Here is a 25,276-nt window from a genome sequence, read left to right as displayed (position 1 = left end):
GTCAATTTTTCTTGGGATGTCAATTTTTCTTGGGATTCAGCTTGTCCGGGGGGATGCGCACGCTCATCTCCGCTTTTTTCGGCTCGACGAACATCACCAGTGCGAACATCGTACCATAGGCAATGCCGGCCAGAATCGCGAGGGTCACGACAAAGCGAAACAGTGTCGGCATCAATTTTCGCTCGTCTTCTTGTTCTGCGTTTCCAAACCCTGTGCCCTTATGGGACGCCAATCCGACCAATTCAAGGACGAAGCGGAGGCCTGTTAGCAACTTCTGATGCAGGCGCCCATCCGCCCATATCGGGCCCCGGGCGCTCGGCACGCTTGACGCAAACCGGCTTTTCATGTCGATACGCCGGCAAAGAGGGCCCAAGAAACAGCTGATGAACGCGCACCAGGCAAATCCTCCAGGCGAGACCCACGCCGCGCTGCTTGGCCGGCTGGGCGGCAGGTCCATTGTCTTTGTCGGCCTGATGGGCGCCGGCAAGACGGCGATCGGCCGCAAGGTGTCGACCATGCTTTCGCTGCCCTTCATCGATAGCGACCAGGAGATTGAAAGCGTTTCGCGCATGACGGTGCCGGAGCTGTTCGAGCGCTATGGCGAGACCGAGTTCAGGGCGCTGGAGCAGCGTGTCATCCTGCGCGTGCTGGAAAATGGCCCGCAGGTTCTGTCGACCGGCGGTGGCGCCTTCATGAACGCGCAGACGCGCGAGGCCATCGCGGCCCATGGCGTGTCGGTGTGGCTGAAGGCCGAACTCGACCTTCTGATGGAACGGGTCTCCAAGAAGCAGAACCGGCCGCTGCTGAAGAGCGCCGATCCGCGCGCCGTGCTGGAACGGTTGATGGGAGAGCGCTATCCGGTTTATGCGACCGCTGATGTCACCGTGCTGACCCGCGACGACCGCAAGGAGATCATCGCCGCCGAGGTGCTGGACGCACTGTGCCGGCATTTCGGCATCGATGAAATCGCAGCGACGGGCGAGGTCGAATCGTGAGCGCGGATCAACCCGTCACCGTCGAAGTCGGGCTTGGCGACCGGGCCTACGACATATTGATCGGCTCCGGCCTTCTGTCGCGCGCCGGTGAGGAGATTTCTCGCCGGCTGCCGGGCACGCGCGCCGCTGTCGTCACCGACGAGAATGTCGCCGCCGCGCATCTCGATACGCTGAAGGCCGGGCTCGAGAAGGGCGGCATCCGGCCCACAGTCATCACAATGCCACCGGGTGAGAAAACCAAGAGCTTTGCCCATCTCGAAGAGGTGGTCGATGGCGTCCTGGCAGCCAGGCTGGAGCGCGGCGACGTCGTCATCGCGCTTGGCGGTGGCGTGATCGGCGATCTCACCGGTTTTGCCGCCGGCATCGTGCGGCGCGGCATGAATTTCGTGCAGATCCCGACCTCGCTGCTGGCGCAGGTCGATTCCTCCGTCGGCGGCAAGACCGGCATCAACAGCCCGCGCGGCAAGAACCTCGTCGGCGTCTTCCTGCAGCCCAAGCTGGTGCTGGCCGACACCGAAGTGCTCGACACGCTGCCGATCCGCGAATTCCGCGCCGGCTATGCCGAACTCGCCAAATACGGGCTGATCGACCGGCCAGAATTCTTCGCCTGGCTGGAAGTGAACTGGAGACAAGTTTTCGCCGGAGGGCCGCAGAGGGCACAGGCGATTGCCGAGGCCTGCCGGGCCAAGGCCGATGTCGTCGCGCGCGATGAGTTCGAGACCGGCGACCGCGCGCTGCTCAATCTCGGGCACACGTTCGGTCACGCGCTCGAAGCCGCCACGCAGTATGACGGAGCCCGTCTCGTCCATGGCGAGGGGGTCGCCATCGGCATGGCGCTGGCGCATCGGTTCTCCTCGCGGCTCAATCTGGCGAGTCCCGACGACGCGGCGCGCGTCGAGACGCATCTGCGCGCCGTCGGCCTGCCGTGGCGGATGTCCGATATTCCAGGTGACTTGCCCGATGCCGAGGCGCTGCTTTCCTTCATCAGCCAGGACAAGAAGGTATCGCGCGGCGCGCTGACCTTCATCCTGACGCGCGGCGTCGGCCAAGCCTTCATCGCCAAGGACGTGCCTGCTTCGGAAGTGTTGTCCTTTCTGAGGGAAAACCATCCCACCAGCCGGAAAGCCGGCTGAGATGGACAACGAGACGGGCTGGATCGTCGTCGCCGTCCTTGGCATCGTCATCCTGCTGGTCGTTGCCGTGCGCACGCGTCTTCTCGCCATGTTCGGCTATGAGCTGTCGCGAATAGAGCCGCAGCGGTCGAGCCAGGACGAATTGCGTGGCGCGGTGGACGATTTCCGCCGCGACGGCCAGGTGGTGCGCGAGGACCGCGACCGCGTCGGCGGCCTGTTCGATCTCGAAGAGCTCGAAGTCTCCGATATCATGGTGCACCGCACCAACATGCGATCGGTGAATGCCGACAACGCGCCGGAAGCGGTGGTGCGCGAGATCCTGCAGAGCCCGCACACGCGCATGCCGTTGTGGAAAGGCTCGCTCGACAATATCGTCGGCGTGCTGCACGCCAAGGATCTGCTGCGTGCGCTGAACGAAGTCGGCAATGATTTTTCCAGGATCGACGTGATGAAGATCGCCTCGAAACCCTGGTTCGTGCCCGACACCACGACCCTGCAGGAACAGCTCAACGCCTTCCTGCGCCGCAAGGCGCATTTTGCCATCGTCGTCGACGAATATGGCGAGGTCGAGGGGCTGGTGACCCTGGAGGACATCATCGAGGAGATTGTCGGCGAAATCGCCGACGAGCACGATGTCGACATACAGGGCGTCAAGCAGGAGGCGGACGGCTCCGTTGTCGTCGACGGCACGGTGCCGATCCGCGACCTGAACCGGGCGCTCGACTGGAATCTGCCGGACGAGGAGGCGACCACCATCGCCGGCCTCGTCATCCATGAGACACAGTCGATACCAGAGGAGAAGCAGGCCTTCACCTTCCACGGCAAGCGCTTCATCGTCATGAAGCGCGACAAGAACCGGATCGCCCGGTTGAGGATCAGGCCGGCCGGCGACGCTTAGAAACCGTAGACGTTCGGGATTGGCGCAGCCCCAACTTCGTCATCCACGGGCGGAGCAGCCGCGAAGCGGCGTCGCGGAGACCCGAGGATCCATGCCGCGACCCCGGCCGAAGGATGCGGCGGAGCAGAATTCTGGACCACTGCAACGCATTGAAGTCGCGGCATGGATTCTATGGTCTGCGCCGCTTCGCTTCGCTCCTTGCTTCGCCATAGGATGACGACGTGATGGGCGTTTTCGCCAATCTCCAAGGCATGTGGTCCGTCAAGACAAGCACGTCCGACCCGCCAAGCCGAGGACCACGTTACCAATCCTTCATTGGAACTTCGTGGCGTCCCGGTGCATTTTGCGCGGGGCAGCCAGGAGAAAATGATGATCGATCGGCGAACTCTGCTTCTGGCTTCGATGGCGGCTTTTCTGCCAGCCACGACTTTCGCGCGCCAATCCTCTCCCAAAACCCTCGATTACGGGCCGGCCAAGCTCGACATCTACGCGCCCGACGGCGCGAAAGGACTGCCTGTCGTCTTTTTCGTCCATGGCGGCGCCTGGGAGTTCGGCAAACGCAGCCAGGTGGGCGCCAAGCCGGCATTCCTGCTCGCCAACGGCTTCTGCTTCGTGTCGATCGACTACCGCATGCTGCCTGAGGCCGATGTCGCCACCCAGGCCGCCGATGTGGAAAAGGCCTACGCCTATGTCAGGGCTAACATCGCCGGGCATGGCGGCGACCCCAATCGCATTGTCGGCATGGGCCATTCGGCCGGCTGCCACCTGATCGCGCTGACCGGCATGCGCGGTGGATTGCCCGGCGTCGCCGGCCTGCTCCTTGACGATACCAGGGCCTATGACCTGCCGGCGCTTGAGAAAAATGGCGGCATGGTGAGGGCTTATGCCCGGGTGTTTTCCGATCCCTCGCAATGGGCGGCACTTTCGCCGGCCAGCTATGTCGACGGCCGCAAGCATCCGCCGACCTTCATCGCCTATTCGCGCGCCGAGGGCCGTGGCGAGGAGTCCAGGGCCTTTGCCGAGCGCCTGCGCGCCACGGGTACTGAGGTGACGCTGTTCGACGGCAGTGCCTATACGCATATGTCGATCAACCGCGATTTCGGCAGGGATGGTGACGCGCTGACCGCTGCCGCCTTGGCATTCCTCAAATCCGCGGCCCGCTGATAGCCGGCGACGTCCGCTCGTCCACTCCGGCAACTGGATCATGCCAAAAGTGGCGGCGGGATATTGCCGCGTGGACATCCGCGGGTGCAATTGCTCCATCTGTCTGTCTTGACGCAATTCTCCAGGGAATGCGCTACGCGCCTTTCCCGGAATTGCTCCTGACCGCGAATGGGAGAAAAATCACATGAATGGTGCCGATGTGCTGTGCGACGTGCTGCTGGCCAATGATGTGACGGTCTGCTTCGCCAATCCCGGCACCTCCGAGATGCATTTCGTTGCCGCGCTCGACCGCAAGCCGGAAATGCGTTGCGTGCTTGGCCTGTTCGAGGGCGTCGTGACGGGGGCGGCCGACGGCTATGCGCGCATGGCCGACCGTCCGGCCGCGACTTTGCTGCACACAGGTCCGGGCCTGGCCAATGGGCTGGCCAACATGCACAATGCGCGCCGTGCGTTCAGCCCGATGATCAATATCGTCGGCGACCATGCCTCCTACCACCTGCCGCTCGACGCGCCGCTGACCAGCGACATCGAAGGCTTGGCGGCGCCGATGTCCAACTGGGTTCGCCGCATCACGGGACCAGCCGATGTCCAGTCGGCCACGGAGGCGGCTTTTCACGCCTCGCTCACCCCGCCGGGCGTCACGACGCTGATCCTGCCGGCGGATGCGGCCTGGGGCGATGCTGCTCTGGCCTCACCGGGCAAGGTCGTCCTTTCACCGCCGCCGGCCGTTGACAAGGACGTCGTCGGCGAGGCCGCCGCGGCGATCCGTTCGGCTCCGGGGCGCGTCGGCATGATCGTTCGCGGGCGGGCGGCGCGGGCCGATGCGCTGGAGCTCGCCGGCCAGATCTCGACGGCTTGCGATGTGCGTCTGTTCAGCGAGGTGCTGGTCGCACGGATGCAGCGCGGGCTTGGGCGTGTCGCGCCGACCCGCATCCCCTATCCAATCGACGCGGCCACGGCGTTGCTGAGTGACATCGACGTTTTGGTGCTGGTCGGCGGCAAGGAGCCGGTCGCCTTCTTCGCCTATCCAGGGAAACCGGGCCGGCTTGTGCGTGACGATTGTCGGGTTTTGACGCTCGCGGCCCATGGGCAGGATCTGTTTGCGGCGCTGGAAGCGCTTCGCGACGAACTCGGCGTCAAACCATCGCAATGGACTGACTTCGCAACCGCCTTTCCCGACGAGGCAGCGCCGCGCGGCCAGCTTACGGAAGACGCCATCGCGCTATCGGTGGCGCGCAAGCTTCCGGCGGAGGCAATCATTTGCGACGAAGCGGTCACCTCGGCGCGGCGTTTCTTCGCGCTGTCGGCCTTTGCCGCTCCGCACGACTACATGATGGGCACCGGCGGATCGATCGGCGGCGGCATTCCGATGGCCACGGGAGCTGCGATCGCCTGTCCCGACCGCAAGGTGATCAATCTGGAGGCTGATGGCAGCGGCATGTACACGGTACAGGGGCTGTGGACGCAGGCGCGGGAAAATCTCGACGTGGTGACGATCGTCTTTTCCAACCGCACCTACGCGATCCTGCATGGCGAGATGAAGAATGTCGGCGTCAATGCGATCGGCGAGAACGCCAGGCGCATGCTCGACCTCGACCATCCCGCGCTGGACTGGGTGTCGCTGGCCAAGGGCATGGGGGTAGAGGCGGCGCGCGCCGACACCTGCGAGCGGTTCGATGCGCTTCTGGACAGCGCCCTGTCGCGGCGCGGCCCGTTCCTGATCGAAGCGGTGATCTGACCGTCCAACCAACGGGCGAGCAGGGCTGACCTACCAGCGCGTCTTTTCGCCAGGGGCCGCCGGTTCGATCGCCAGCGCGTGCACGCCGGCCTTCAGTTCGTCGGCCAGCAGTTCATTGACGGCGCGGTGGCGGTCGATGCGGCTCATGCCGGCAAAGGCGGCTGAGACGACGCGGACGCGAAAATGCGTCTCGCCGGTGCCGTCATAGGTGCCATGATGGTCGGAGCCGTGGTGGTGGTGGCCCGCGTGGAGATGGCTTTCGTTGATGATGACCAGCCGGTCCGGCGAAAATGCCCTGTTGAGCTTGTCTTCCATGGTCGCCTGTATGGACATCGCCGTCTCCGTTCACCACATATGGCTGGCGTACCAGCGTGAAAACCGGAAGCCGGTTTCACAAGGGGCCCGCTGTTTCGCAACAAAATCCGCCATTCGCCTGCTTTATGCCGCGATTCAGCGGTTAGGGCGATGATCGCGAAAATGTCAATTCTTGTTTCGCATCTGCGAACGCCCCATAAATGGGTGAGATGAAGCCGTACCCCAAATATTTCGAGAAGATTCGCATCCGCCCGGAGAAGGACGCGGAGCTGAAGTCGCACTCGCCGATCTGCCAGTGGGACGGCTGCAAGGAGCCGGGCACCCATCGCGCCCCGGTGGGGCGCATGAAGGAGGGCGAGTATTTCCGCTTCTGCTTCGACCATGTGCGCGAGTACAACAAGGGCTTCAACTATTTCTCCGGCGTGCCGGATACCGAGGTGGCGCGCTTCCAGAAGGAAGCGATGACCGGCCACCGGCCGACCTGGAAGATGGGCGTCAACGGCGCCTCGACGCGTTCGTCGCCCGATATGGCGCAGATGCGCTCCGGCCGCGCCGGCTACTACAACCGCATGCGCGACCCGTTCGACCTGTTCAAGGGACCGAAGGATCCGCGCGAGGCGCGCGAGCGCAAGGCCAAGCCGCTTGAGGCCAAGGCGCTGGAAACGCTTGGCCTTGATACAAAGGCGACTGGCAAGGATATCAAGGCGCGCTATAAGGAACTGGTGAAGCGTCACCATCCGGATGCGAATGGTGGCGACAGAGGTTCGGAAGACCGGTTCCGCGATGTGCTGCAGGCCTATCGCGTGCTCAAACAGGCGGGCCTGTGCTGAGCGACCCTATGGTTTGTGTCGTTTTCCAACTTTCCTAAGGTTGGAAAAGGCTTTAAGACCGCCCCCGAACAAAATCGATTGCCGGCGAAACGGGACGTTTCGCCCGTGGAGACGTTGAGAGATATGAACAAGGTCGATCGCGACATCGCCAACCTGCCCGACACGACGGTGTCGGTTAAGGAGAAATTCGGCTTCGACTCCAAGATGGTGGTGCCGGCCTACTCGGTGACATCGGAACATGTTCCTGATATCGATCCGGACTATCTGTTCGACAAGGCGACGACGCTGGCGATCCTTGCCGGCTTTGCCTACAACCGCCGCGTCATGGTCTCGGGCTATCACGGCACCGGCAAGTCGACCCATATCGAACAGGTCGCCGCCCGCCTCAACTGGCCCTGCGTGCGCGTCAACCTCGACAGCCATGTCAGCCGTATCGATCTCGTCGGCAAGGACGCGATCGTCGTCAAGGACGGGCTGCAGGTCACCGAATTCCGCGACGGCATCCTGCCCTGGGCCTACCAGCACAATGTCGCGCTCTGCTTCGACGAATATGACGCCGGCCGCCCGGACGTGATGTTCGTCATCCAGCGCGTGCTGGAATCCTCGGGCCGGCTGACGCTGCTCGACCAGAGCCGGGTCATCCGTCCACATCCGGCATTTCGGTTGTTTTCGACCGCCAACACGGTCGGCCTCGGCGACACCACCGGTCTCTATCACGGCACCCAGCAGATCAACCAGGCGCAGATGGACCGCTGGTCGATCGTCACCACGCTGAACTACCTGCCGCACGACAATGAAGTCGCCATCGTGCTGGCCAAGGCAAAGCACTATCGCGACAACAAGGGCAAGGACATCGTCAACAAGATGGTGCGCGTTGCCGACATGACGCGCTCGGCCTTCATCAATGGCGATCTGTCGACCGTGATGAGCCCGCGTACGGTCATCACCTGGGCCGAGAACGCCGAGATTTTCGGCAATATCGGCATGGCGTTCCGGCTGACCTTCCTCAACAAGTGCGACGAACTCGAGCGCTCGGTGGTGGCCGAATTCTACCAGCGCGCCTTCGGCGAGGATCTGCCCGAGAGCGCCGCCAACGTGGTGCTGGGCTAAGAGCGCGATGCCGGAAGGTCATATGACTTGTCCGGCAACATCGTGCTCCAGGGAATAATCGATGGCGGGTCCGGGCGACAACACGCGCAACAAGTCGAAGACGGGTTCTGAAGCTGACAGCTTCAAGCGCGCAGTCACCGTCTGCATGCGTGCCATCGCCGGCGACAAGGACCTGGAAGTCGCTTTCGCCAAGGATAGGCCGGCACTCGCCGGCAGCCGCGCCCGCTTGCCCGAACTGCCAAAGAAGGCGTCGAAGACCGACATCGCCATCACCCGCGGCCTTGGCGATTCCATGGCGCTGAAGCGCGCCTGCCACGATGCGCGCATCCACACCAAGCTGGCGCCGGAAGGCAAGGCGGCCCGCGCCATCTATGACGCGGTCGAGCAGGCCCGCGTCGAGGCGATCGGCAGCCGCGCCATGCAGGGCGTCGCCGACAATATCGGCTCGATGCTGGAGGATAAATACGCCAAGGCCAACCTTGTCGACGTCAAGGACAAGGCCGACGCGCCGATCGAGGAAGCGCTGGCGCTGATGGTGCGCGAGAAGCTGACCGGCCGGCCGGTCCCGAAGAGCGGCGAGCGGCTGGTCGAACTCTGGCGGCCCTGGGTCGAGGAGAAGGCCAAGGCCGACCTCGACGGGCTGTCGGCCAAGCTCGACGACCAGCAGGCCTTCGCCCGCGTCGTGCGCGAAATGCTCGCCTCCATGGAAATGGCCGAGGAACTCGGCGACGACCAGGAGACGGAAGATTCCGAGGACAATGACGACAACCAGCCGCAAGGCGAGGAGCAAAGCGAGGAAGGCGGCGAAGAGGATTCCGGCTCTGAGCAGTCGCAGTCCGAGGATGCCGAGGCTTCGGCCGATGACGAGCAGTCGTCGGAAACCGAAGCCTCCGACGCCACCGCCGACGATCTGTCCGACGATGACGATGCCGATGCCGAGACGCCCGGGGAGGCGCGCCGCAACGACAATCCCTTCACCAATCTGCCGAAGGAAATCGACTACAAGGTCTACACCACTGCCTTCGACGAGACGGTCGGCGCCGAGGAGCTTTGCGAAGAAGAAGAGCTCGACCGGCTGCGCGCCTTCCTCGACAAGCAGCTTGCCAATCTGTCCGGTGTCGTCGGGCGGCTCGCCAACCGGCTGCAGCGCCGCCTGATGGCGCAGCAGAACCGGTCCTGGGATTTCGACCTGGAAGAAGGCTATCTCGACCCGGCGCGGCTGGTACGCGTCGTCATCGACCCGATGCAGCCGCTGTCCTTCAAGCAGGAACGCGACACCAAATTCCGCGACACGGTGGTGACGCTCGTGCTCGACAATTCGGGCTCGATGCGCGGCCGGCCGATCACGGTCGCCGCCACCTGCGCCGACATTCTGGCGCGCACGCTGGAGCGCTGCGGCGTCTCGGTCGAGATCCTCGGCTTCACCACGCGGGCCTGGAAAGGCGGGCAAGCGCGCGAGAAATGGCTGAAGGACGGCAAGCCGCCGAACCCCGGCCGCCTCAACGATCTACGCCACATCATCTACAAATCCGCCGACCATCCGTGGCGCCGAGCCCGGCGCAATCTCGGCCTGATGATGCGCGAAGGCCTGCTCAAGGAAAACATCGACGGCGAGGCGCTGCTGTGGGCTCACAATCGCCTGATCGCCCGGCCGGAGCAGCGCAAGATCCTGATGATGATTTCGGACGGCGCGCCGGTCGACGATTCGACACTGTCGGTCAATCCGGGCAATTACCTTGAGCGGCACCTGCGCGCCGTCATCGAGCTGATCGAGACGCGCTCGCCGGTGGAATTGCTTGCCATCGGCATCGGCCATGACGTCACGCGCTATTACCGCCGCGCCGTCACCATCGTCGATGCGGAGGAACTGGCCGGCGCCATGACCGAGCAACTGGCCTCGCTGTTTGCCGAAGAAAGCGTACGCGACACGCGGCGCGGCGGCATGCGGCGCGCCGGATGATCCTTTCGCGGGGCGGGTTTCGGCAAACGGTTCTTGCCGCTTGCGCACTCTCCGGCGTGGTGCTTTCGCCAGCGATTGCGGCCGGGCCGGCTTCGGTCGAGCCGGCCGAGGTTTCGGCGAGACCGATAAGCCAATTCAAGATCGGACATGACGAGAAACAGTTCGGTCCGCTGGAATTCGTGGGCGGGCTGGAAATGACCTCGCCATCGCGCGATTTCGGTGCGCTGTCTGCCTTTCGGTTTCTGAAAGGAGGGAGCGATTTCATCGGCGTGGCCGACACCGGCTACTGGTTCTTCGGGACGGTGGCCCGTGATGCCGACGGGCGACCCGTGGCCATCCAGAACTTCCGCATGCAGCAGATGGTCGACCAGAGCGGGCAGCCGATCGACGAGAAATGGGAAGTCGACGCCGAGGGCCTTGCGGTCAAGGATGGCATCGCCACGGTCGGTTTCGAGCGCAACCACCGCGTCTCCCAGTTCAGGATCGACCCGACCAATATGAAGGCGCCATACCGGCAACTCGATTTCCTGGTACCGGCGCGAGAGCTGCGCCAGAACCGCGGCTTCGAGACGGTCACCCATGCCAATGCCAATGGCCAGCACGAGGGCGGTCTGGTCGTGGTCTCGGAAAAGAGCCTGGACAAGGCTGGCAATATCTATGCCGCCATCATCGAAGGGCCGCACAAGGGCGTCTTCACCGTCAAGCGCAACGGCGATTTCGACATCACAGATGGCGCCGTCCTGCCGGACGGCGACCTCTTGCTGCTGGAGCGCAGCTTTTCTATGGCGGGTGGCCTCAAGATGCGCCTGCGGCGCATCTATGGCGAGAGCGTCGCAAAGGGCGCTGTCGCCGACGGGCCGGTGCTGCTGGAAGCCGACATGGGCTACCAGATCGACAATATGGAAGGTCTCGACGTCTGGACCCGCTATGACGGCGCGCTGATGGTGTCGCTGATCTCCGATGACAACCACTCGATCCTGCAGCGCAACCTCTACCTGGAATTTATTCTCCACCAGGATTGAGCCGCAGCTCCAACTGCGAAGCTGAAGTTGAGGGTTTTCGACGGCGGGTTCGATTTGGTCTGATCCTTCCCCCACTCTGTCGCTGCTTCGCGGCGAAGCTCGACGGAGTGGGGGGTCGACTGTTCACCACGAGCCGTTGGTGGCGATCCAGATGACATGGCGCGCGCCACGCTTGCCGTTGGCGCGCGTGTTGACCTCCTCGACAGCGAAACCCGCCTGCTTGAGCCGCCGCGTGAAACCTGTATCCGGCCCCTGCGACCACACTGCCAATACGCCGCCGGGTTTGAGAGCACTGCGCGCGGCGCCAAGGCCCGCCAGGCTGTAGAGGGCGTCATTGCCCTTGTGGACGATGCCTTCGGGGCCATTGTCGACATCGAGCAGGATGGCGTCCCAGGCTGCGGGCTCGAAGCGTATCAGCTGCCCGACATCGGTCTCCTCTATGGCGACGCGGGGATCGTCGAGGCAATCGCCGAAAACTTCCGCCATCGGGCCACGTGCCCAGGCGACGACCGCCGGCACCAGTTCGGCGACAACGATGCTGGCATCCTTGCCGAGTTCGGCAAGAGCAGCGCGCAGCGTGAAACCCATGCCAAGGCCGCCGATGAGGATCCTCGGCTGCCGATGGCCCGCAATCTTTTGGCAGGACAGTTTCGCCAGCGCTTGCTCGGAGCCGCTGAGGCGGCTGTTCATCAGCTCGTTGGTGCCTAGCATGATCGAGAATTCGCTGCCGCGCCGCTTGAGGCGAAGTTCTTGGACACCGTCCCCGGTCTTTGCCGAATCGAGCTGGACCCAGGGTATCACGGGTCTAGGCCGCGACTGCCGGCTGGCTCCATCGAGCAGCGAGCAGCCGGTAGGGGATGAGCGCGACCACGGCAATGATCAATTTCACCGAGAGATCGCCCAGCGCCCAGGAAACCCAGCGCATGGCCTCGATGTGGAAGACGCCCATCAGGGGCGCCGTTTCGAGCGCAAAGCTGTCATTGGGGCCAGCAAAGGCGAAGGCGGCCGAGAACGCGATGGTGAAGAAGACCATCGTGTCGAACACCGATCCGACCAGCGTGCCGACGATCGGCGCCCGCCACCAGCTCTGCCTGCGCAGCCGGTTGAACACGGTCACGTCAAGCAATTGCGCGGACAGGAATGCCGCGCCTGAAGCGGCGGCGATGCGCGCCAGCCGGTCAGCGGCGGTCTCGAATTCGATCAGGCCATGGCGGAACAGGAAGGGCGGGACGAGGATCGAGCAGACCACCGCTGTCATGAAGCCGACAAAGACGATCCGGCGCGCCACGGCAGGCCCGTAGCGGCGGTTGGCGAGGTCGGTGACGAGGAACGAGAAGGGATATGTGAAAGCGCCCCAGGTAAGCAGGTCCGCCAGCGACAGGCCACCGATCTGGCCCTGCATCGGGAACTGCACGAGAATGTTCGACGCCACGACGACAAGCGCCATGGCGGCCACGAAGGGCAAATATCGCGAGAAGGAATTCATTTTTTTATCCTGGGTAATGGAACCAGCGGAGCATCTGCCCATCGGGCGGTGCTCGCTTCGTAGCTGAGCATCGGATTGTCGAACCTTGCGGATCTATCCGATGCCCCAAGGCCAACAAGTGGTTGGCCAGAGGCCAACGAAATGTTGGCCAGGGCGGTCGTCCCCCGCCTTTATCCGATGTTACGCGGCGACCTGTTCGGCCAGCTTCTTGGCGATCTGCTTCTTCAGCAGGCGCGCGCGCTGCGACAGTTCCTTGACGTCGGCCTTGGCCAGGAAAGCGTCGAGACCGCCGCGATGTTCGACCGAACGCAGCGCGTTGGCCGAGATGCGCAGGCGCACATTCTGGTTCAGTGCTTCCGAAATCAGCGTCACATTGACGAGGTTCGGCAGGAAGCGACGCTTGGTCTTGTTGTTGGCGTGGCTCACATTGTTGCCGGTCTGGACTGCCTTGGCAGTGAGTTCGCAGGTGCGGGACATAATTCTAACCTTCAGTTCTCTCGGGACCTGTCAAACCCTTGTGCCCACGCCGGGTGGCGCGCGGTTCTGGTCAGGCGGCCTTATGGAAAAAGTTGGCGTTCCATAGTTGCATTTCACCGGGGCGTCAAGCTCCGGCTTCGCCACGGAAGCGCGCGGCATTTCATATTAAGGCCGGATTTCACCCTATAAGCGGTCTTATAGGGACATGCCAGACCGGAGTTGCCCGCCTCCGGCCGAAAATCAAGGATCCGATCCCGCCATGCCTCGTTTGTCTCACGCACTTGTTGCCGTGCTTGCCATCGCCTTGCCGTCGGCCGCGTCCGCGGCATCGCCGCAGTCCTTCAAAGGAGAATATACGGTTTCGTTCCTTGGCCTCTCGATCGCAAGATCGACCTTCTCAAGCCATTACGAGAACGGCGCCTACGCGATCGACGGTACGGTGACGGCGGCCGGTCTCGCCAAGCTGTTCGACGACACGCGGGGTACGATCTCTTCCAAGGGCACGATTTCGGGCCAGAAAATGGTGCCCCAGGCATTTCGTGCCGATTACACCTCCGGCAAGAAGGCGTCCGCGATCGACATCCGCTTTACCAATGGCAACGTGACCTCGACGCAGGTCATCCCGGCGCCCGGCAAGCGTGACCCCAATGCCTGGGTGCCGATCGGTGCCGGCGACTTGGCCGCGGTGCTCGATCCAATGGCGGCGACCGTCATCCATGCCGACAGCCTCGACCAGGTCTGCGGCCGCAAGGTCAAGTTCTATGACGGCGAGATGCGCGCCGACCTGACGCTGACCTACGATTCGAAAGGCACGATCTCGGTCCCGGGCTACAAGGGCGACACCGTCACCTGCCAGATGGGTTTCGAGCCGGTGGCCGGCTATCGCAAGGGACGTAAGGCGCTCAACTATCTCAAGAACAAAAGCCGCATGATGGTGACGTTTGCGCCGCTCGGCCAAACCGGAGTATATGCGCCGATCCACGCCACGGTCGGAACGCAGATCGGCACCTTGACCATCAGCGCCGGGCGTTTCGAAGCGGTACAATAGGCACGCCACCGGAAACAGAAGAGGGCGCGCCACGGGAGAAAGAATGGGGCGCGCAACACTGATCGGCTTTTCGGCGGTCGCCATGTGGGCGCTTTTGGCGCTGCTCACCGACGCATCCGGCAAGGTGCCGCCGTTCCTTTTGTCGGCAATCACCTTCTCGATCGGTACAGGGGTCGGTCTTGTCGCGCGTCTCCTGATTCCGGCGGCCGACAGGAGCCAGAAGATACCACCCCAGGTCTGGGTCATCGGTATTGCCGGCCTGTTCGGCTACCACTTTTTCTATTTCACCGCTTTGCGCAACGCGCCGGCGGTGGAGGCGAGCCTGATCGCCTATCTGTGGCCGCTGCTGATCGTGCTGGGCTCCGCGCTGATGCCGGGTGAAAAACTGGCGTGGAACCATGTCGTCGGCGCGCTGCTCGGCCTGGCCGGCACGGTGCTGATCGTGACCAAGGGTGGCGGGCTGGCCTTCGATGCACGCTATACCTTCGGCTATGCGATGGCCGCCGTCTGCGCCCTGCTGTGGTCGTCCTATTCGCTCCTGTCGCGGCGCTTTCCGTCTGTACCGACCAGCATCGTCACCTGGTTCTGCGCGGCGACCGCCGTGCTGTCGCTCGTTTGCCATCTGGCGCTGGAGCAAACGGTCCTGCCGGACGGCGCCGGACAGTGGCTGGCGGTGCTTGGCCTTGGCCTGATGCCGGTGGGGGCTGCCTTCTATGCCTGGGACATCGGCGTCAAGCGCGGCAATATCCAGGTGCTGGGCGCGGCGAGCTATGCGGCGCCGCTGTTGTCGACGCTGGTGCTGATTGCGGCCGGCGTCGCCGAGCCATCGCTGCGCATTCTCGCGGCCTGCGTGCTGATCACCGGCGGCGCGGCCCTGGCTGCGAAGTCGCTGTTCCTGCGCAAGCCGGCCGCGGCTGAGGGCGAGGCCGGGGCATCCGAAAGCGGAGCCGGGGCATGACGATGCCGTTTGCCGGCGGCATCGATGCCAACGCCAATGCAACGCTGATCTTTTCGCTGGTGGCGGCGGCGATCTACGCCTTCTCGTCAGGCATGGCGCCGACGCTCGCCCGCTCGGCGGCAAAGACGCTCGCGGTCGCGATGCTTGCCGTGCTGGCGGCGCTGCAAGGTGGCCCACTGCTGCTGGTCGCCGCTCTTGCGCTGAGCGCCATTGGCGACGCGTCCCTGTCGCGCGACGGCGACAAGGCGTTTCTCGGCGGTTTGGCCAGCTTTCTCGTCGCCCACATCGTCTATATCGCGCTGTTCCTGCGTAGCGGTGGCGGGTTGGCGCTGCTTGGCGCAGAATCCTGGCGCGGGGCGATTGCCCTGGCATTGGCGGTATTCGTGATCGTCATGCTGGCCGCGCTCTGGCGCCGCGTCGGCCCCAGCCTGCGTGTTCCGATCACCTGTTATGTCGTGGCGATCCTGGCGATGGGCATGGCGGCACTGACGACAAGCAATGCCTGGGTCATCGGCGGCGCAGTGCTGTTCATGGCATCGGACGGGCTGCTGGCCACGGAGAAATTCCTGGTCGCGGCCATCTCGCCACATCGCGGCTGGATGCGTTTCGCGGTCTGGGTCTTGTATTACGCTGCCCAGCTCGCGATCACGCTTGGTTTCCTGCTGGGCTAGGCTGCCAGCCCGGCGCTGCCAGTTCGAAGGCGGCGAAATCAAACCCCGGCGCGACGGTGCAGCCGACCAGCGTCCAGTCGCCCAGGCTGCGCGCCGATTGCCACCAGCCTGCCGGCACGACGATCTGCGGCCGTTCGCCCGCCGCGAGTTCGATGCCCAGCACCTGCTCGATCACGGCTGCGCCTTCTTCCCACATCGACAGCGCCAGCGGCGCGCCGGCGTGGAAATGCCAGACCTCGGCGGCGTCCCTGACCCGATGCCATGCCGAAAGCTGGTGCTGTTCCAAAAGGAAGTAGATCGCGGTCGAATGGCCACGCGCACCGCCGGCTTCGTCGCGAAATGTCTCCGCGTACCAGCCGCCTTCCGGATGCGGCTTCAGACCAAGCAAAGCGATGATTTCTGCGGAACTCGTCATGGGGTCGACGATACCACCAGGCTCAGAAATTGTCCTTGCGCTTGCGGATTTCGGCGAACACTTCGGCATCCCCGGCCTTTTCCATGCCGAGATGCTTGCGGATCGCCGGATCGTGCCAGCGCAGGAAGGGATTGGTCGACAGTTCCTCGCCGATCGTCGTCGGCAGTGTCGGCTTGTTGTCGACCCGCAGCGCCTCGATCCTGGCGGCGCGCTCCCTCAAGGCCGAATTGGTCGGGTCGACGGTCAGCGCGAAACGGGCGTTGGCGAGCGTATATTCGTGGCCGCAATAGATTGTCGTCGCGGCGGGAAGCGCGGCCAGTTTCTTCAGAGAATCATACATCACCGGCGGTTTGCATTCGAACAGCCGTCCACAGCCGAGCGCGAACAGCGTATCGGCGGTGAACGCCACCTGCGATGCCGGCAGATGATAGGAGACGTGCCCGGCGGTATGGCCGGGGGTGGCGATCACCTCGATGCGCTCATCGCCGAGATGAAGGACGGAGCCTTCCTCGACGGTTTCGTCAATGCCGGGGATCTTGGCCTTTTCCACCTCCGGGCCGACGATGCGCAGCTTGAAGCGCTCCTTCAGCGCCAGATTCGCCTCGACGTGATCCATATGATGATGCGTGGTCAGGATCATCGTCGGTGTCCAGCCGGTGCGCTTGATCGCGGCCAGGATCGGCGCCTCCTCGGGCGCGTCGATGATCGCGGTCTGACCGCTCTTGGGGTCAAGCACCAGCACACCGAAATTGTCGGTGCGGCACATGAACTGTTCGATTTCGATCGCCATCGCGTCTCTCCATTTGTCGCCGCAGACATAGGGCGCCAGAGGGCGGATGTCATCTAGGGGTGACGAATGTCATCCCCGGGAAGACCAATGTCATCCGGGGGATGTGCCGGCCCCCCTCAGGACCCTTTGTTGAAACCTGCCGATATCACGGCTACATCCCTGACATGCATTCCGACATCGTCGACCTTCGCTCGTTCTACTCGACAACGCTCGGCCAGTTCGCCGAACGCTCGATCACCATGGCGCTGTCCTCGATATGGGCTGCCGTGCCAAACGAACGCTTGGTCGGTCTCGGCTATACCTTGCCCTGGTTGGAGCGTTTCGGCTCTGACGCCGAGCGGGTCTTCGCCTTCATGCCGGCGACGCAGGGCGCCGTGGTCTGGCCGGCAACAGGGCCGACGGCAACCGCGCTGGTCTTCGACGAGGAACTGCCGCTGGTCGATTCCTGTATCGATCGCATGTTGCTCGTCCATTCGCTCGAACATGTCGAAAACCCGCGCGAGACGCTGAACGAGATCTGGCGGGTGCTGTCGCCCGCCGGGCGTGTCGTCATAGTCGTGCCGAACCGGCGCGGGGTCTGGGCGCGCTTCGAGCACACGCCGTTCGGCAATGGCCGGCCTTTCTCGCGCGGGCAGCTGACGGAACTGCTGCGCGAGGCGAATTTCACGCCCGCGGCGTGGTCGGATGCGCTGTTCTTCCCGCCATCGCGGCGGCGCTTCATGATGCGCTTCCACAACGTGCTGGAGCGCTTCGGCCGGCGGCTGTGGCCGATCTTTTCCGGTGTCATCGTCGTAGAGGCGCAGAAGCGGCTCTACCAGGGCGTGCCGGTGGTCCAGCGCGCGTCTCGCCGCGTCTTCGTGCCGGTGCTGTCGCCGCATGGCGCGACACGGCTCGGCCGCCGGGCAGACGCCGGAGGCGCGGCAACGTCGACTCGCCAGGTGAAACCTTCGTGATCGGTGCGGAAACTCTCCCCGCGCGGCATTTTTCCGACCTATCTGTCGTGCACGGGCGGCGGCCGTCGGCCCTCTTCATCCGGTTTCAGCATCGCATCTGAGCGCAAGGACTTCTGATATGGCTGATCAACTGGACAATCAGGCCACCGTTCAGCCGGTCGCCGTGGCCAGCAGCCTGCGTGATCAGGTCGCGACGATCAAGCAAGCGCTGGTGGTGTCGCCGGTTCGCAAGTGGTTGCTGTGGACATCGGTCGGCATCATGGCCGTCATCGTCGCGACATCGATCGGCCAGGTCCTGCTCAATCGCTGGAACCAGCCTTTCTACGATGCGTTGGCGCGCCGCGACATGGCGGCCTTCCTGCACCAGCTCCTTGTCTTCGCTGTGATCGCCGGCGGGCTGCTGGTGCTCAATATCGGCCAGACCTGGCTCAACCAGATGATCCGGCTGAAGCTGCGCGAGGCGCTGACGCTGGACCTGATCGACCAGTGGATGCGGCCGGCGCGCGCCTTCCGCCTGGCCAATGCCGGCGCCATCGGCGTCAATCCGGATCAGCGCATGCAGCAGGATGCGGCGCATCTGTCGGACCTGTCGACGGACCTCGGCGTCGGGCTCCTGCAGTCGCTCATCCTGCTCGTGTCGTTCGTTGGTGTGCTGTGGGAACTGTCTTCGGGTTTCGTCTTCCACGTCAACGGCTGGTCGCTGGCCATACCGGGCTACATGGTCTGGGCCGCGTTCCTCTACGCCGGCACCGCCTCCTGGCTGAGCTGGCTGGTCGGGCGCCCGCTCATCAGCCTGAACAGCGACCGCTACACGCGCGAAGCGGAGCTGCGCTCCTCGATGGTGCGCGTCAACGAGAATGTCGATGCCATCGCGCTCTACCATGGCGAGGGGGATGCCAGGCGACGGCTCGAACTCGACCTCGGCACGGTGCTGGGCGCCATGCGGCGCATCTATACCGCCCAGATCAACCTGTCCTGGGTAACCGATACCTATGGCTGGATCACCGTCGTGGCACCGATCCTGGTCGCCTCGCCTGTCTATTTCTCGGGCGATATCAGCTTCGGCGGGCTGATGATGGCGGTCGGCGCCTTCAACCAGGTCCACTCGTCGTTGCGCTGGTTCATCAACAATATCGGCAGCATCGCCGACTGGCGCGCCACGCTGATGCGCGTCGCCGATTTCCGCATCGCGCTCAATGAAACCGATGTGCTGCACGACACCGAAAAGCGCATCACCTTCGACCAAAACGCCAATGGCAGCCTGACCTTCGAGAAGCTCGAAGTGGCCTCGCCGGAGGGCTGCACAAAACTCTCCGACGAACATGTCGAAATCCGCGCCGGCGAGCGCGTCATGATCACCGGCGAGCCAGGCGCCGGCAAGACGCTATTCTTCCGCGCCATCGCCGGGCTTTGGCCCTGGGGCAGCGGAAAGATCGGCCTGCCGGCGGGAGAAACCCTCATCTTCGTGCCACGTGTCCCGTATTTGCCCACCGGCACCCTGCGCGAGGTGCTCAATCATGCGAACGGGCATGCGCCCGCGAGCGATGCCGACATTTCGGCGATGTTGGCCGAGGTTGGTCTTGAACGGCTGTCGTCTTCGCTCGACCGTGTCGGGCGGTGGGACCATGAGTTGGGTGATGACGAACAGCGCTTGCTGGGCGTGGCCAGGCTCGCCCTGCGGCGGCCGAAATGGGTGATCATCGACGAAGCGATGGATGCGTTCGATGGACCCGCGCTACGCCGCGTGCTGGCGATGCTGGAAAAGCATCTGACGGGAGCCACGATCATCAATATCGGGCGCGGCCAGCACAACAACCAGTTCTTTCCGCGCGGTTTGACGATCGTGAAGGATTCCGGTGCGCCGGCGCTGAAGCCCGCCTGCGTCAGGGCCGGCGCCATCGATCCGCCTCCCGCCGTCCGCCGCAAGAAGTAGGCTGTTTCTCCGGTTGCGTGCGCAAAACCTTATTTTGCCGTGATCGCGATGGAAGATTTCCCGGGGAAACAACCCTGGCGCCGCCATGTTTGATGCTCTTCTGATTGCCTGTCTCACCTGCGCGCAGGCTGCCCCCATTGCCTCGCCACCGGCGCTGGCCGTCGACGTCGAACTGGTCCTGGCGGTCGACATCTCGTTGTCGATGGACGAGAAGGAGTTCGCGTTGCAACGCGCCGGCTATGTCGAGGCACTGCGGCATCCCGACTTCATCCAGGCCGTCCGTTCCGGCAATACGGGCCGCATCGCGCTCGCCTATTTCGAATGGGCGGGCACCGTGCGCGATGACGCGATCATCGGCTGGCAGATCATCGACGGCGCGCAAAGCGCCAACAGCTTTGCCGACAAGGTGGCGGCGCGCCCGTTCCGGAGTTTTCGCGGCACTTCGATTTCCACCGCGCTTGCCTTCGGTGCCGGGCTTTTCGACAGGACGAACTTCGCCGGCGAACGCAGCGTCATCGATATATCCGGCGATGGTCCCAACAATATCGGGCCGCCGGTCACCGCGACGCGCGACGCGGCCATCGCCAAAGGCATCGTCATCAACGGCCTGCCGATCCTGATCAACCCGTCGCCGACCTTCAGCCATCTCGACCAGTATTATGCGCAGTGCGTGACCGGCGGGCCTGGCTCCTTCGTGCTGCCGATCCATGCGGCCGCCGAATTTTCCACCGCCATCCGACGCAAGCTGATCCTCGAAGTGAGCGGTATTCAAGACAAGGCCGAGATCATTCCCGTCGACACGGACGCGCCGATCGACTGCCTGAAGGGCGAACGGGACAGGCGGTTCCTGTCGGATCCCTATTTCCCGGAACTCGACCGGTAGGCCTGGCGGCACCTAAGCCGGCCGGGCGCCGAACCGGTTGCGAAACTCATTGTAGAGATTGCGGCGCCAACGCCGGCCATGGCTCGGGCATCTACCCGGACGAAGTCATGTCCGCTTTCTTGCAACTGGCTGGTGAGCAAGGTGCGCACGGACAATTCCCAATCCGATGTGGTGTTCGCCGACGGTGTCGAGCATCCGCACAAGGCCACGGATGTCCTGGGCTAGACGTTCCGTGCCTTACCGCTTCAGCAAGAACACCGCTTGCTGGCCGAAGAAATTCCAGAACCACCAGGGCATCGACAGGCCGATCTTCTGGCCGGCGGCGTCGAGCGCGGTCGCCTTTTCCACCGTCGCGCCAAGCTCATCGCACAGGTTGACGAAGTCGCGGATGGTGCAGAAGTGGATGTTGGGCGTGTCGTACCAGGAGTAGGGCAGGTCCTGGGTCACTGGCATGCGGCCCTTGATGAAGAGCGACAGGCGTACCCGCCAATGGCCGAAATTGGGGAAAGAGACGATCGCCCTGTTGCCGATCCTGAGCAGTTCGTCGAGCACCAGCTTCGGGTTGCGGGTCGCCTGCAAGGTCTGCGACAGGACGACGAAGTCAAAACCCTTGTCGGGATAGAATTCGAGATCCTTGTCGGCATCGCCCTGGATGACAGAGAGGCCGCGCGCCACGCATTCGTTGACGCCGCGCTGCGACAGTTCAAGCCCGCGGCCGTCGACCTGCTTGGTTTCCTGCAGCAATTCAAGCAAGGAGCCGTCGCCCGAACCGACGTCGAGCACGCGCGACCGTGGCGGGATGAGGTTGGCGACGACCTCGAGGTCGACGCGCTGGCTGCCGTTGACGCTCATGATGTCGCCTCCTGTGTGGCGCATGATCCCGATCCTGAAAGTCTGCAACTTTGCGGGGTCATGCGCTCAGCCCTCTTGCGCGGGCCGCCGAGCCGATGAAGCCGTTGATGGCGGCGAACAGTTCCGGCTCGTCGAGCAGGAAGGCGTCGTGGCCGCGATCGGTCTCGATCTCGACGAAGGACACCGAGGCGCCGGCGGCGTTGAGCGCGTGCACGATGGAGCGGCTCTCCTCGGTCGGAAACAGCCAGTCCGAAGTGAACGACACCAGGCAGAAACGGGTCTTGGTGCCGGCAAAGGCATCCGCCAGCCTGCCGCCATGATCGGCGGCGAGGTCGAAATAGTCCATCGACCGCGTCATGTAGAGATAGGAGTTGGCGTCGAAGCGGTCGACGAAGGTCATGCCCTGGTGGCGCAGATAGCTTTCGATCTGGAAGTCGGCGTCGAAGCCGAAAGTCAGGTGGTCGCGATCCTGCAAATTGCGGCCGAATTTTCGATGCAGCGCGGCTTCCGACAGATAGGTGATGTGGGCCGCCATGCGCGCCACCGCCAGGCCCTTTTCCGGGCGCTTGCCATGCTCGAAATATTTGCCGCCATGCCAATCCGGATCTGCCATGACGGCCTGCCGGCCAACTTCATGGAAGGCGATGTTCTGCGAGGAATGGCGGGCACCCGTGGCGATCGGCAGCGCCGAAAAGACACGCTCGGGATAGCTCGACGCCCATTCCAGCACCTGCATGCCGCCCATCGAGCCGCCGAGCACGCAGAACAGTTTCTCGATGCCGAAATGATCGACCAGCATCTGCTGCGCGCGCACCATGTCACGGATGGTGATGACCGGTAGGTCGAGCCCATAGGGCTTGCCGGTGGCGGGATTGGTCGAGGCGGGGCCGGTGGAGCCGAGGCAGCCGCCGATGACATTGGAGCAGATGACGAAGAAGCGGTTGGTGTCGATGATCTTGCCGGGGCCGATCAGCACTTCCCACCAGCCCGGCTTGCCGGTTACCGGGTTGGTGTTGGCGACATGCTGGTCGCCGGTCAGCGCATGGCAGACGAGAATGGCATTGGAGCGGGCATCGTTCAGCGTGCCATAGGTCTGGTAGGCGATCTGGAATGGCGACAAAAGCGTGCCGGCGTCGAGCTTGAGAGGCTTATTGGGCCCGAAGCGCAACACCGGGCTCGACGGCTGGTCGGCCTCGTTGTTGGTCTTTCCTGCGCGCAGAGCGGCCATTCACGTACTCACTTGCTGCATCGTGCCCGACGAAAAATCGCCGCCGACGCGTTTTGTCCGGCCGGCCGCGGACAATAAAAAACCGGCATTGCCTTCGCAAAGCCGGTTACGTCACGCAAACGGCCCTTTAGCGAATTGTTTAACGTGGCTGCAAGCCGACCGGCCAAATCACCACGGAACTGTCATTGTCCTTCTAGAACTCGCCCGCCTCGCCGTCAATGCCGGAGGCTGTGCCGGCGCTGGCCCCACCGCCGCCTCTCGACATTGCCGGCCATGGCTTGTATTTCCGCTGCGGCCTCCGGATGGAGGCATTTTCGACGGATTTTGCAAAAATGAACCACACACCGGATCAGGCACGTCCAACCCCGCGCGCGGGCATCATGGACATAGACGCCTACGTGCCCGGCAAGAGCACGGCGCCGGCCGGTGTCGCCAAGGTCTACAAGCTGTCGTCGAACGAGAACCCGCTCGGCCCCTCACCGAAGGCGATCGAAGCCGCGCGTGAGGTTGCCGCCAAACTCGACATCTATCCCGACGGTACCGCCAAACGGCTGCGCGAGGCGATCGCCGAGGTGCATGGGCTCAATGCGCAGAATATCATCTGCTCGAACGGTTCCGACGAGATTTTGGGCCTGCTGGCACAAACCTATCTCGCGCCCGGTGACGAAGCGATTTTTACCGAACATGCCTTCATGGTCTACAAGATCTACATCCAGTCTGCCGGCGCCGCGCCGATCGCGGTCAAGGAGACCGACGAGCGTGCCGATATCGATGCGATGCTGGCCGCCGTCACGCCACGCACGAAAATCGTCTTCCTCGCCAATCCCAACAATCCGACCGGCACCTATGTGCCGTTCCAGGAGGTGCGCCGCCTGCATGCCGGCCTGCCGCGAAACGTGCTGCTGGTGCTCGATGCGGCCTATGCCGAATATGTCCGCCGCAACGATTATGAAGCCGGCATCGAGCTGGTCGGCAGCGCCGAGAACGTGGTGATGACGCGTACCTTCTCCAAGATCGGCCTTGGCGGGGCGCGGATCGGCTGGATGTACGGGCCGATGCACATCGTCGACGCCATCAATCGCGTGCGCGGCCCCTTCAACGTCAATGCGACGGCGATCGAGGCCGGCATCGCCGCGATCCGCGACCGCGCCCATGTCGAGCGCAGCGTGGCGCATAACGAGACCTGGCTCACCTGGCTGACCGCAGAGATGACCGGGCTCGGACTGCGGGTGACGCCCAGCGTCGGCAATTTCCTCCTCATCCATTTTCCCGACGACCAGAAGCATTCGGCGGCGGCGGCGGACGATTACCTGACCGCGCGCGGCTATATATTGCGGCGTGTTTCCGGCTACGGCTTCCCCAACGCGCTGCGCATGACTGTTGGCACAGAAGAGGCCAATCGCGGCGTCGTCGCCGCGCTCGCGACATTCCTGAAAAGCTAGAACGCCCGAAAGCTGTAACGCCCGAAAGCTGTAACGACATGACATCACCGATGTTTGAAAAGATCGCGCTGGTCGGCATCGGCCTCATCGGCTCGTCGCTGGCCCGCGTCATCCGCCGCGAGGGCCTTGCCGGCCACGTTGCCATCTCGACCCGCAGCACGGCGACGCTGGCGCGGGCGCAGGAGCTTGGGCTGGGTGATTCCTACACGACCGATGCCAAGGAAGCGGTCCGCGACGCGGATCTGATCATCGTCTCGGTGCCGGTCGGCTCGTCCGGCGCGGTGGCGCAGGAGATCGCGCCGGCGCTGAAGAAGGGCGCGATCCTCACCGATGTCGGCTCGACCAAGGCCTCCGTCATCGCGCAGATGCAGCCGCATGTGCCTGACGGCGTGCATTTCATTCCCGGCCATCCGCTGGCGGGTACCGAAAAATCCGGTCCGGATGCGGGTTTCGCCGACCTGTTCGACAATCGCTGGTGCATCTTCACGCCGCTGCCGGGCACCGATCCGGACGCGCTGGAGAAGCTGTCGGAATTCTGGCGCCGCTGCGGCGCAAACATCGACACGATGGACCCGCAGCATCACGACATGACGCTCGCCATTGTTTCGCATCTACCGCACATCATTGCCTACAACATCGTCGGCACCGCCGACGATCTGGAATCGGTAACCAAGACGGAAGTCATCAAATATTCCGCCTCCGGCTTTCGCGACTTCACGCGCCTGGCCGCTTCCGACCCGACCATGTGGCGGGACGTGTGCCTGCACAACAAGGATGCCATCCTCGAAATGCTGGCGCGGTTTTCCGAAGACCTGGCGTTCCTGCAGCGCGCGATCCGCTGGGGCGACGGCGACAAGCTGTTCGACCTGTTCACCCGCACCCGGGCCGTGCGCCGCTCGATCATCGAGGCGGGCCAGGACATCGATGTGCCCGATTTCGGACGTCAGGCCGTAGAACACCCGGCGAAAACTTAAA

The 25,276-nt window shown here is 63.7% G+C and carries 26 protein-coding genes, 1 pseudogene and 1 riboswitch; of the genes and pseudogenes, 18 read left to right on the top strand and 9 right to left on the bottom strand.

Features of this window, described 5'->3' with window-relative positions; genetic code table 11:
* Positions 1-19 precede the first annotated feature (19 nt).
* The gene (locus tag AC1VON_RS00605; protein WP_056575994.1) at positions 20-172 is read right to left on the bottom strand and encodes a hypothetical protein; all 153 of its coding nucleotides are present in this window, start codon (positions 170-172) and stop codon (positions 20-22) included.
* A gap of 211 nt (positions 173-383) precedes the next feature.
* Between AC1VON_RS00605 and AC1VON_RS00600 the strand changes: the two genes are divergently transcribed.
* From AC1VON_RS00600 to AC1VON_RS00580, 5 genes are all read left to right on the top strand, one after another.
* Positions 384-995, top strand: a complete 612-nt coding sequence (locus tag AC1VON_RS00600) for a shikimate kinase (RefSeq protein ID WP_483119982.1) — start codon at positions 384-386, stop codon at positions 993-995.
* Positions 992-2,128, top strand: a complete 1,137-nt coding sequence (aroB, locus tag AC1VON_RS00595; RefSeq protein WP_483119981.1) for a 3-dehydroquinate synthase — start codon at positions 992-994, stop codon at positions 2,126-2,128. Before AC1VON_RS00600 ends, aroB begins: the two co-directional genes overlap by 4 nt.
* A gap of 1 nt (position 2,129) precedes the next feature.
* Complete coding sequence (locus AC1VON_RS00590) at positions 2,130-3,026, top strand: HlyC/CorC family transporter (RefSeq protein ID WP_172348367.1); 897 nt, start codon at positions 2,130-2,132, stop codon at positions 3,024-3,026.
* Positions 3,027-3,395: 369 nt separating this feature from the next.
* Positions 3,396-4,190, top strand: coding sequence for an alpha/beta hydrolase (locus AC1VON_RS00585; RefSeq protein ID WP_483119978.1), 795 nt, complete (start codon positions 3,396-3,398; stop codon positions 4,188-4,190).
* A gap of 184 nt (positions 4,191-4,374) precedes the next feature.
* Positions 4,375-5,928, top strand: a complete 1,554-nt coding sequence (locus AC1VON_RS00580) for an acetolactate synthase large subunit (RefSeq protein WP_483119976.1) — start codon at positions 4,375-4,377, stop codon at positions 5,926-5,928.
* Positions 5,929-5,958: 30 nt separating this feature from the next.
* On the opposite strand, the gene AC1VON_RS00575 is transcribed toward AC1VON_RS00580, so the two are convergent.
* Complete coding sequence (locus tag AC1VON_RS00575) at positions 5,959-6,261, bottom strand: BolA family protein (protein WP_172348370.1); 303 nt, start codon at positions 6,259-6,261, stop codon at positions 5,959-5,961.
* Positions 6,262-6,443: 182 nt separating this feature from the next.
* Here AC1VON_RS00575 and AC1VON_RS00570 point away from each other — a divergent pair, with 182 nt between their 5' ends.
* The 4 genes from AC1VON_RS00570 to AC1VON_RS00555 all read left to right on the top strand — a co-directional run bounded on the left by AC1VON_RS00570 (position 6,444) and on the right by AC1VON_RS00555 (position 11,165).
* The gene (locus AC1VON_RS00570; protein ID WP_019861454.1) at positions 6,444-7,073 is read left to right on the top strand and encodes a J domain-containing protein; all 630 of its coding nucleotides are present in this window, start codon (positions 6,444-6,446) and stop codon (positions 7,071-7,073) included.
* Between the two features lie 123 nt (positions 7,074-7,196).
* On the top strand, positions 7,197-8,183 hold the full coding sequence (cobS, locus tag AC1VON_RS00565; RefSeq protein WP_172348371.1) for a cobaltochelatase subunit CobS: 987 nt from the start codon (positions 7,197-7,199) through the stop codon (positions 8,181-8,183).
* 61 nt (positions 8,184-8,244) lie between these two features.
* Positions 8,245-10,143, top strand: a complete 1,899-nt coding sequence (cobT, locus tag AC1VON_RS00560; protein ID WP_483119973.1) for a cobaltochelatase subunit CobT — start codon at positions 8,245-8,247, stop codon at positions 10,141-10,143.
* The gene (locus tag AC1VON_RS00555; protein WP_483119971.1) at positions 10,140-11,165 is read left to right on the top strand and encodes an esterase-like activity of phytase family protein; all 1,026 of its coding nucleotides are present in this window, start codon (positions 10,140-10,142) and stop codon (positions 11,163-11,165) included. Before cobT ends, AC1VON_RS00555 begins: the two co-directional genes overlap by 4 nt.
* Before the next feature lie 123 nt (positions 11,166-11,288).
* On the opposite strand, the gene AC1VON_RS00550 is transcribed toward AC1VON_RS00555, so the two are convergent.
* The 3 genes from AC1VON_RS00550 to rpmB all read right to left on the bottom strand — a co-directional run bounded on the left by AC1VON_RS00550 (position 11,289) and on the right by rpmB (position 13,128).
* The gene (locus AC1VON_RS00550) at positions 11,289-11,966 is read right to left on the bottom strand and encodes a spermidine synthase (protein WP_172348374.1); all 678 of its coding nucleotides are present in this window, start codon (positions 11,964-11,966) and stop codon (positions 11,289-11,291) included.
* A 4-nt stretch (positions 11,967-11,970) separates the two neighbouring features.
* Positions 11,971-12,651, bottom strand: a complete 681-nt coding sequence (locus AC1VON_RS00545; protein WP_483119969.1) for a queuosine precursor transporter — start codon at positions 12,649-12,651, stop codon at positions 11,971-11,973.
* Between the two features lie 180 nt (positions 12,652-12,831).
* Positions 12,832-13,128: a 50S ribosomal protein L28 gene (rpmB, locus tag AC1VON_RS00540; RefSeq protein ID WP_010911765.1), complete on the bottom strand. Its 297-nt coding sequence runs from the start codon at positions 13,126-13,128 to the stop codon at positions 12,832-12,834.
* 259 nt (positions 13,129-13,387) lie between these two features.
* On the opposite strand from rpmB, the gene AC1VON_RS00535 reads away from it, so the two are divergent.
* From AC1VON_RS00535 to AC1VON_RS00525, 3 genes are read left to right on the top strand one after another with little or no spacing between them, the layout of a single operon-like run.
* The gene (locus AC1VON_RS00535) at positions 13,388-14,176 is read left to right on the top strand and encodes a DUF3108 domain-containing protein (protein ID WP_172348376.1); all 789 of its coding nucleotides are present in this window, start codon (positions 13,388-13,390) and stop codon (positions 14,174-14,176) included.
* Between the two features lie 43 nt (positions 14,177-14,219).
* Positions 14,220-15,134, top strand: coding sequence for an aromatic amino acid exporter YddG (gene yddG, locus AC1VON_RS00530; protein WP_483119966.1), 915 nt, complete (start codon positions 14,220-14,222; stop codon positions 15,132-15,134).
* Positions 15,131-15,805, top strand: coding sequence for a lysoplasmalogenase family protein (locus AC1VON_RS00525; RefSeq protein WP_483119964.1), 675 nt, complete (start codon positions 15,131-15,133; stop codon positions 15,803-15,805). Before yddG ends, AC1VON_RS00525 begins: the two co-directional genes overlap by 4 nt.
* Here the strand turns inward: AC1VON_RS00525 and AC1VON_RS00520 are convergent.
* Positions 15,780-16,220: a cupin domain-containing protein gene (locus AC1VON_RS00520; protein WP_172348379.1), complete on the bottom strand. Its 441-nt coding sequence runs from the start codon at positions 16,218-16,220 to the stop codon at positions 15,780-15,782. The two genes, AC1VON_RS00525 and AC1VON_RS00520, sit on opposite strands and share 26 nt — an antisense overlap.
* Before the next feature lie 22 nt (positions 16,221-16,242).
* Entirely contained in the window at positions 16,243-17,010 is a 768-nt protein-coding gene (gene gloB / locus AC1VON_RS00515; protein WP_483119961.1) for a hydroxyacylglutathione hydrolase, read from the bottom strand.
* 164 nt (positions 17,011-17,174) lie between these two features.
* Between gloB and AC1VON_RS00510 the strand changes: the two genes are divergently transcribed.
* From AC1VON_RS00510 to AC1VON_RS00495, 4 genes and pseudogenes are all read left to right on the top strand, one after another.
* Positions 17,175-17,963 carry a class I SAM-dependent methyltransferase gene (locus AC1VON_RS00510; protein WP_483119959.1) on the top strand — a complete coding sequence of 263 codons (789 nt, stop codon included), beginning with the start codon at positions 17,175-17,177 and terminating at the stop codon, positions 17,961-17,963.
* A gap of 118 nt (positions 17,964-18,081) precedes the next feature.
* The gene (locus AC1VON_RS00505; protein WP_483119957.1) at positions 18,082-19,896 is read left to right on the top strand and encodes an ABC transporter ATP-binding protein/permease; all 1,815 of its coding nucleotides are present in this window, start codon (positions 18,082-18,084) and stop codon (positions 19,894-19,896) included.
* An 85-nt stretch (positions 19,897-19,981) separates the two neighbouring features.
* Positions 19,982-20,779 (top strand): DUF1194 domain-containing protein, encoded by a 798-nt coding sequence (locus tag AC1VON_RS00500; RefSeq protein ID WP_172348383.1) that lies wholly within the window; start codon positions 19,982-19,984, stop codon positions 20,777-20,779.
* Positions 20,780-20,920: 141 nt separating this feature from the next.
* Positions 20,921-21,004, top strand: a pseudogene (locus tag AC1VON_RS00495) (DUF1330 domain-containing protein); the annotation flags it as partial.
* 12 nt (positions 21,005-21,016) lie between these two features.
* On the opposite strand, the gene metW reads toward AC1VON_RS00495, so the two are convergent.
* Positions 21,017-21,631 (bottom strand): methionine biosynthesis protein MetW, encoded by a 615-nt coding sequence (gene metW, locus AC1VON_RS00490; RefSeq protein ID WP_172352844.1) that lies wholly within the window; start codon positions 21,629-21,631, stop codon positions 21,017-21,019.
* A 58-nt stretch (positions 21,632-21,689) separates the two neighbouring features.
* Positions 21,690-22,859, bottom strand: a complete 1,170-nt coding sequence (gene metX, locus AC1VON_RS00485; RefSeq protein WP_172348384.1) for a homoserine O-acetyltransferase MetX — start codon at positions 22,857-22,859, stop codon at positions 21,690-21,692.
* 107 nt (positions 22,860-22,966) lie between these two features.
* Positions 22,967-23,044, bottom strand: a riboswitch (SAM riboswitch).
* A 147-nt stretch (positions 23,045-23,191) separates the two neighbouring features.
* On the opposite strand from metX, the gene hisC reads away from it, so the two are divergent.
* Both hisC and AC1VON_RS00475 read left to right on the top strand, forming a co-directional pair.
* A complete protein-coding gene (gene hisC / locus AC1VON_RS00480) occupies positions 23,192-24,301 on the top strand; it encodes a histidinol-phosphate transaminase (protein ID WP_172348385.1) in 1,110 nt (369 codons plus the stop codon).
* A gap of 38 nt (positions 24,302-24,339) precedes the next feature.
* Positions 24,340-25,275 carry a prephenate/arogenate dehydrogenase family protein gene (locus AC1VON_RS00475; RefSeq protein WP_483119954.1) on the top strand — a complete coding sequence of 312 codons (936 nt, stop codon included), beginning with the start codon at positions 24,340-24,342 and terminating at the stop codon, positions 25,273-25,275.
* Position 25,276: the final 1 nt, after the last annotated feature.

The organism is Mesorhizobium sp. HAY1-8B, from assembly GCF_056868045.1.
This window is presented reverse-complemented; position numbering and strand designations above follow the sequence as displayed.

Bases quoted from the DNA above. Each gene is read 5' to 3' on its own strand.
- AC1VON_RS00605 (WP_056575994.1), bottom strand. From the start codon at position 172: ATGCCGACACTGTTTCGCTTTGTCGTGACCCTCGCGATTCTGGCCGGC.
- AC1VON_RS00600 (WP_483119982.1), top strand. From the start codon at position 384: ATGAACGCGCACCAGGCAAATCCTCCAGGCGAGACCCACGCCGCGCTG.
- AC1VON_RS00590 (WP_172348367.1), top strand. From the start codon at position 2,130: ATGGACAACGAGACGGGCTGGATCGTCGTCGCCGTCCTTGGCATCGTC.
- AC1VON_RS00585 (WP_483119978.1), top strand. From the start codon at position 3,396: ATGATCGATCGGCGAACTCTGCTTCTGGCTTCGATGGCGGCTTTTCTG.
- AC1VON_RS00580 (WP_483119976.1), top strand. From the start codon at position 4,375: ATGAATGGTGCCGATGTGCTGTGCGACGTGCTGCTGGCCAATGATGTG.
- AC1VON_RS00575 (WP_172348370.1), bottom strand. From the start codon at position 6,261: ATGTCCATACAGGCGACCATGGAAGACAAGCTCAACAGGGCATTTTCG.
- AC1VON_RS00570 (WP_019861454.1), top strand. From the start codon at position 6,444: ATGGGTGAGATGAAGCCGTACCCCAAATATTTCGAGAAGATTCGCATC.
- cobS (WP_172348371.1), top strand. From the start codon at position 7,197: ATGAACAAGGTCGATCGCGACATCGCCAACCTGCCCGACACGACGGTG.
- cobT (WP_483119973.1), top strand. From the start codon at position 8,245: ATGGCGGGTCCGGGCGACAACACGCGCAACAAGTCGAAGACGGGTTCT.
- AC1VON_RS00555 (WP_483119971.1), top strand. From the start codon at position 10,140: ATGATCCTTTCGCGGGGCGGGTTTCGGCAAACGGTTCTTGCCGCTTGC.
- AC1VON_RS00545 (WP_483119969.1), bottom strand. From the start codon at position 12,651: ATGAATTCCTTCTCGCGATATTTGCCCTTCGTGGCCGCCATGGCGCTT.
- rpmB (WP_010911765.1), bottom strand. From the start codon at position 13,128: ATGTCCCGCACCTGCGAACTCACTGCCAAGGCAGTCCAGACCGGCAAC.
- AC1VON_RS00535 (WP_172348376.1), top strand. From the start codon at position 13,388: ATGCCTCGTTTGTCTCACGCACTTGTTGCCGTGCTTGCCATCGCCTTG.
- yddG (WP_483119966.1), top strand. From the start codon at position 14,220: ATGGGGCGCGCAACACTGATCGGCTTTTCGGCGGTCGCCATGTGGGCG.
- AC1VON_RS00525 (WP_483119964.1), top strand. From the start codon at position 15,131: ATGACGATGCCGTTTGCCGGCGGCATCGATGCCAACGCCAATGCAACG.
- AC1VON_RS00520 (WP_172348379.1), bottom strand. From the start codon at position 16,220: ATGACGAGTTCCGCAGAAATCATCGCTTTGCTTGGTCTGAAGCCGCAT.
- gloB (WP_483119961.1), bottom strand. From the start codon at position 17,010: ATGGCGATCGAAATCGAACAGTTCATGTGCCGCACCGACAATTTCGGT.
- AC1VON_RS00510 (WP_483119959.1), top strand. From the start codon at position 17,175: ATGCATTCCGACATCGTCGACCTTCGCTCGTTCTACTCGACAACGCTC.
- AC1VON_RS00505 (WP_483119957.1), top strand. From the start codon at position 18,082: ATGGCTGATCAACTGGACAATCAGGCCACCGTTCAGCCGGTCGCCGTG.
- AC1VON_RS00500 (WP_172348383.1), top strand. From the start codon at position 19,982: ATGTTTGATGCTCTTCTGATTGCCTGTCTCACCTGCGCGCAGGCTGCC.
- metW (WP_172352844.1), bottom strand. From the start codon at position 21,631: ATGAGCGTCAACGGCAGCCAGCGCGTCGACCTCGAGGTCGTCGCCAAC.
- metX (WP_172348384.1), bottom strand. From the start codon at position 22,859: ATGGCCGCTCTGCGCGCAGGAAAGACCAACAACGAGGCCGACCAGCCG.
- hisC (WP_172348385.1), top strand. From the start codon at position 23,192: ATGAACCACACACCGGATCAGGCACGTCCAACCCCGCGCGCGGGCATC.
- AC1VON_RS00475 (WP_483119954.1), top strand. From the start codon at position 24,340: ATGACATCACCGATGTTTGAAAAGATCGCGCTGGTCGGCATCGGCCTC.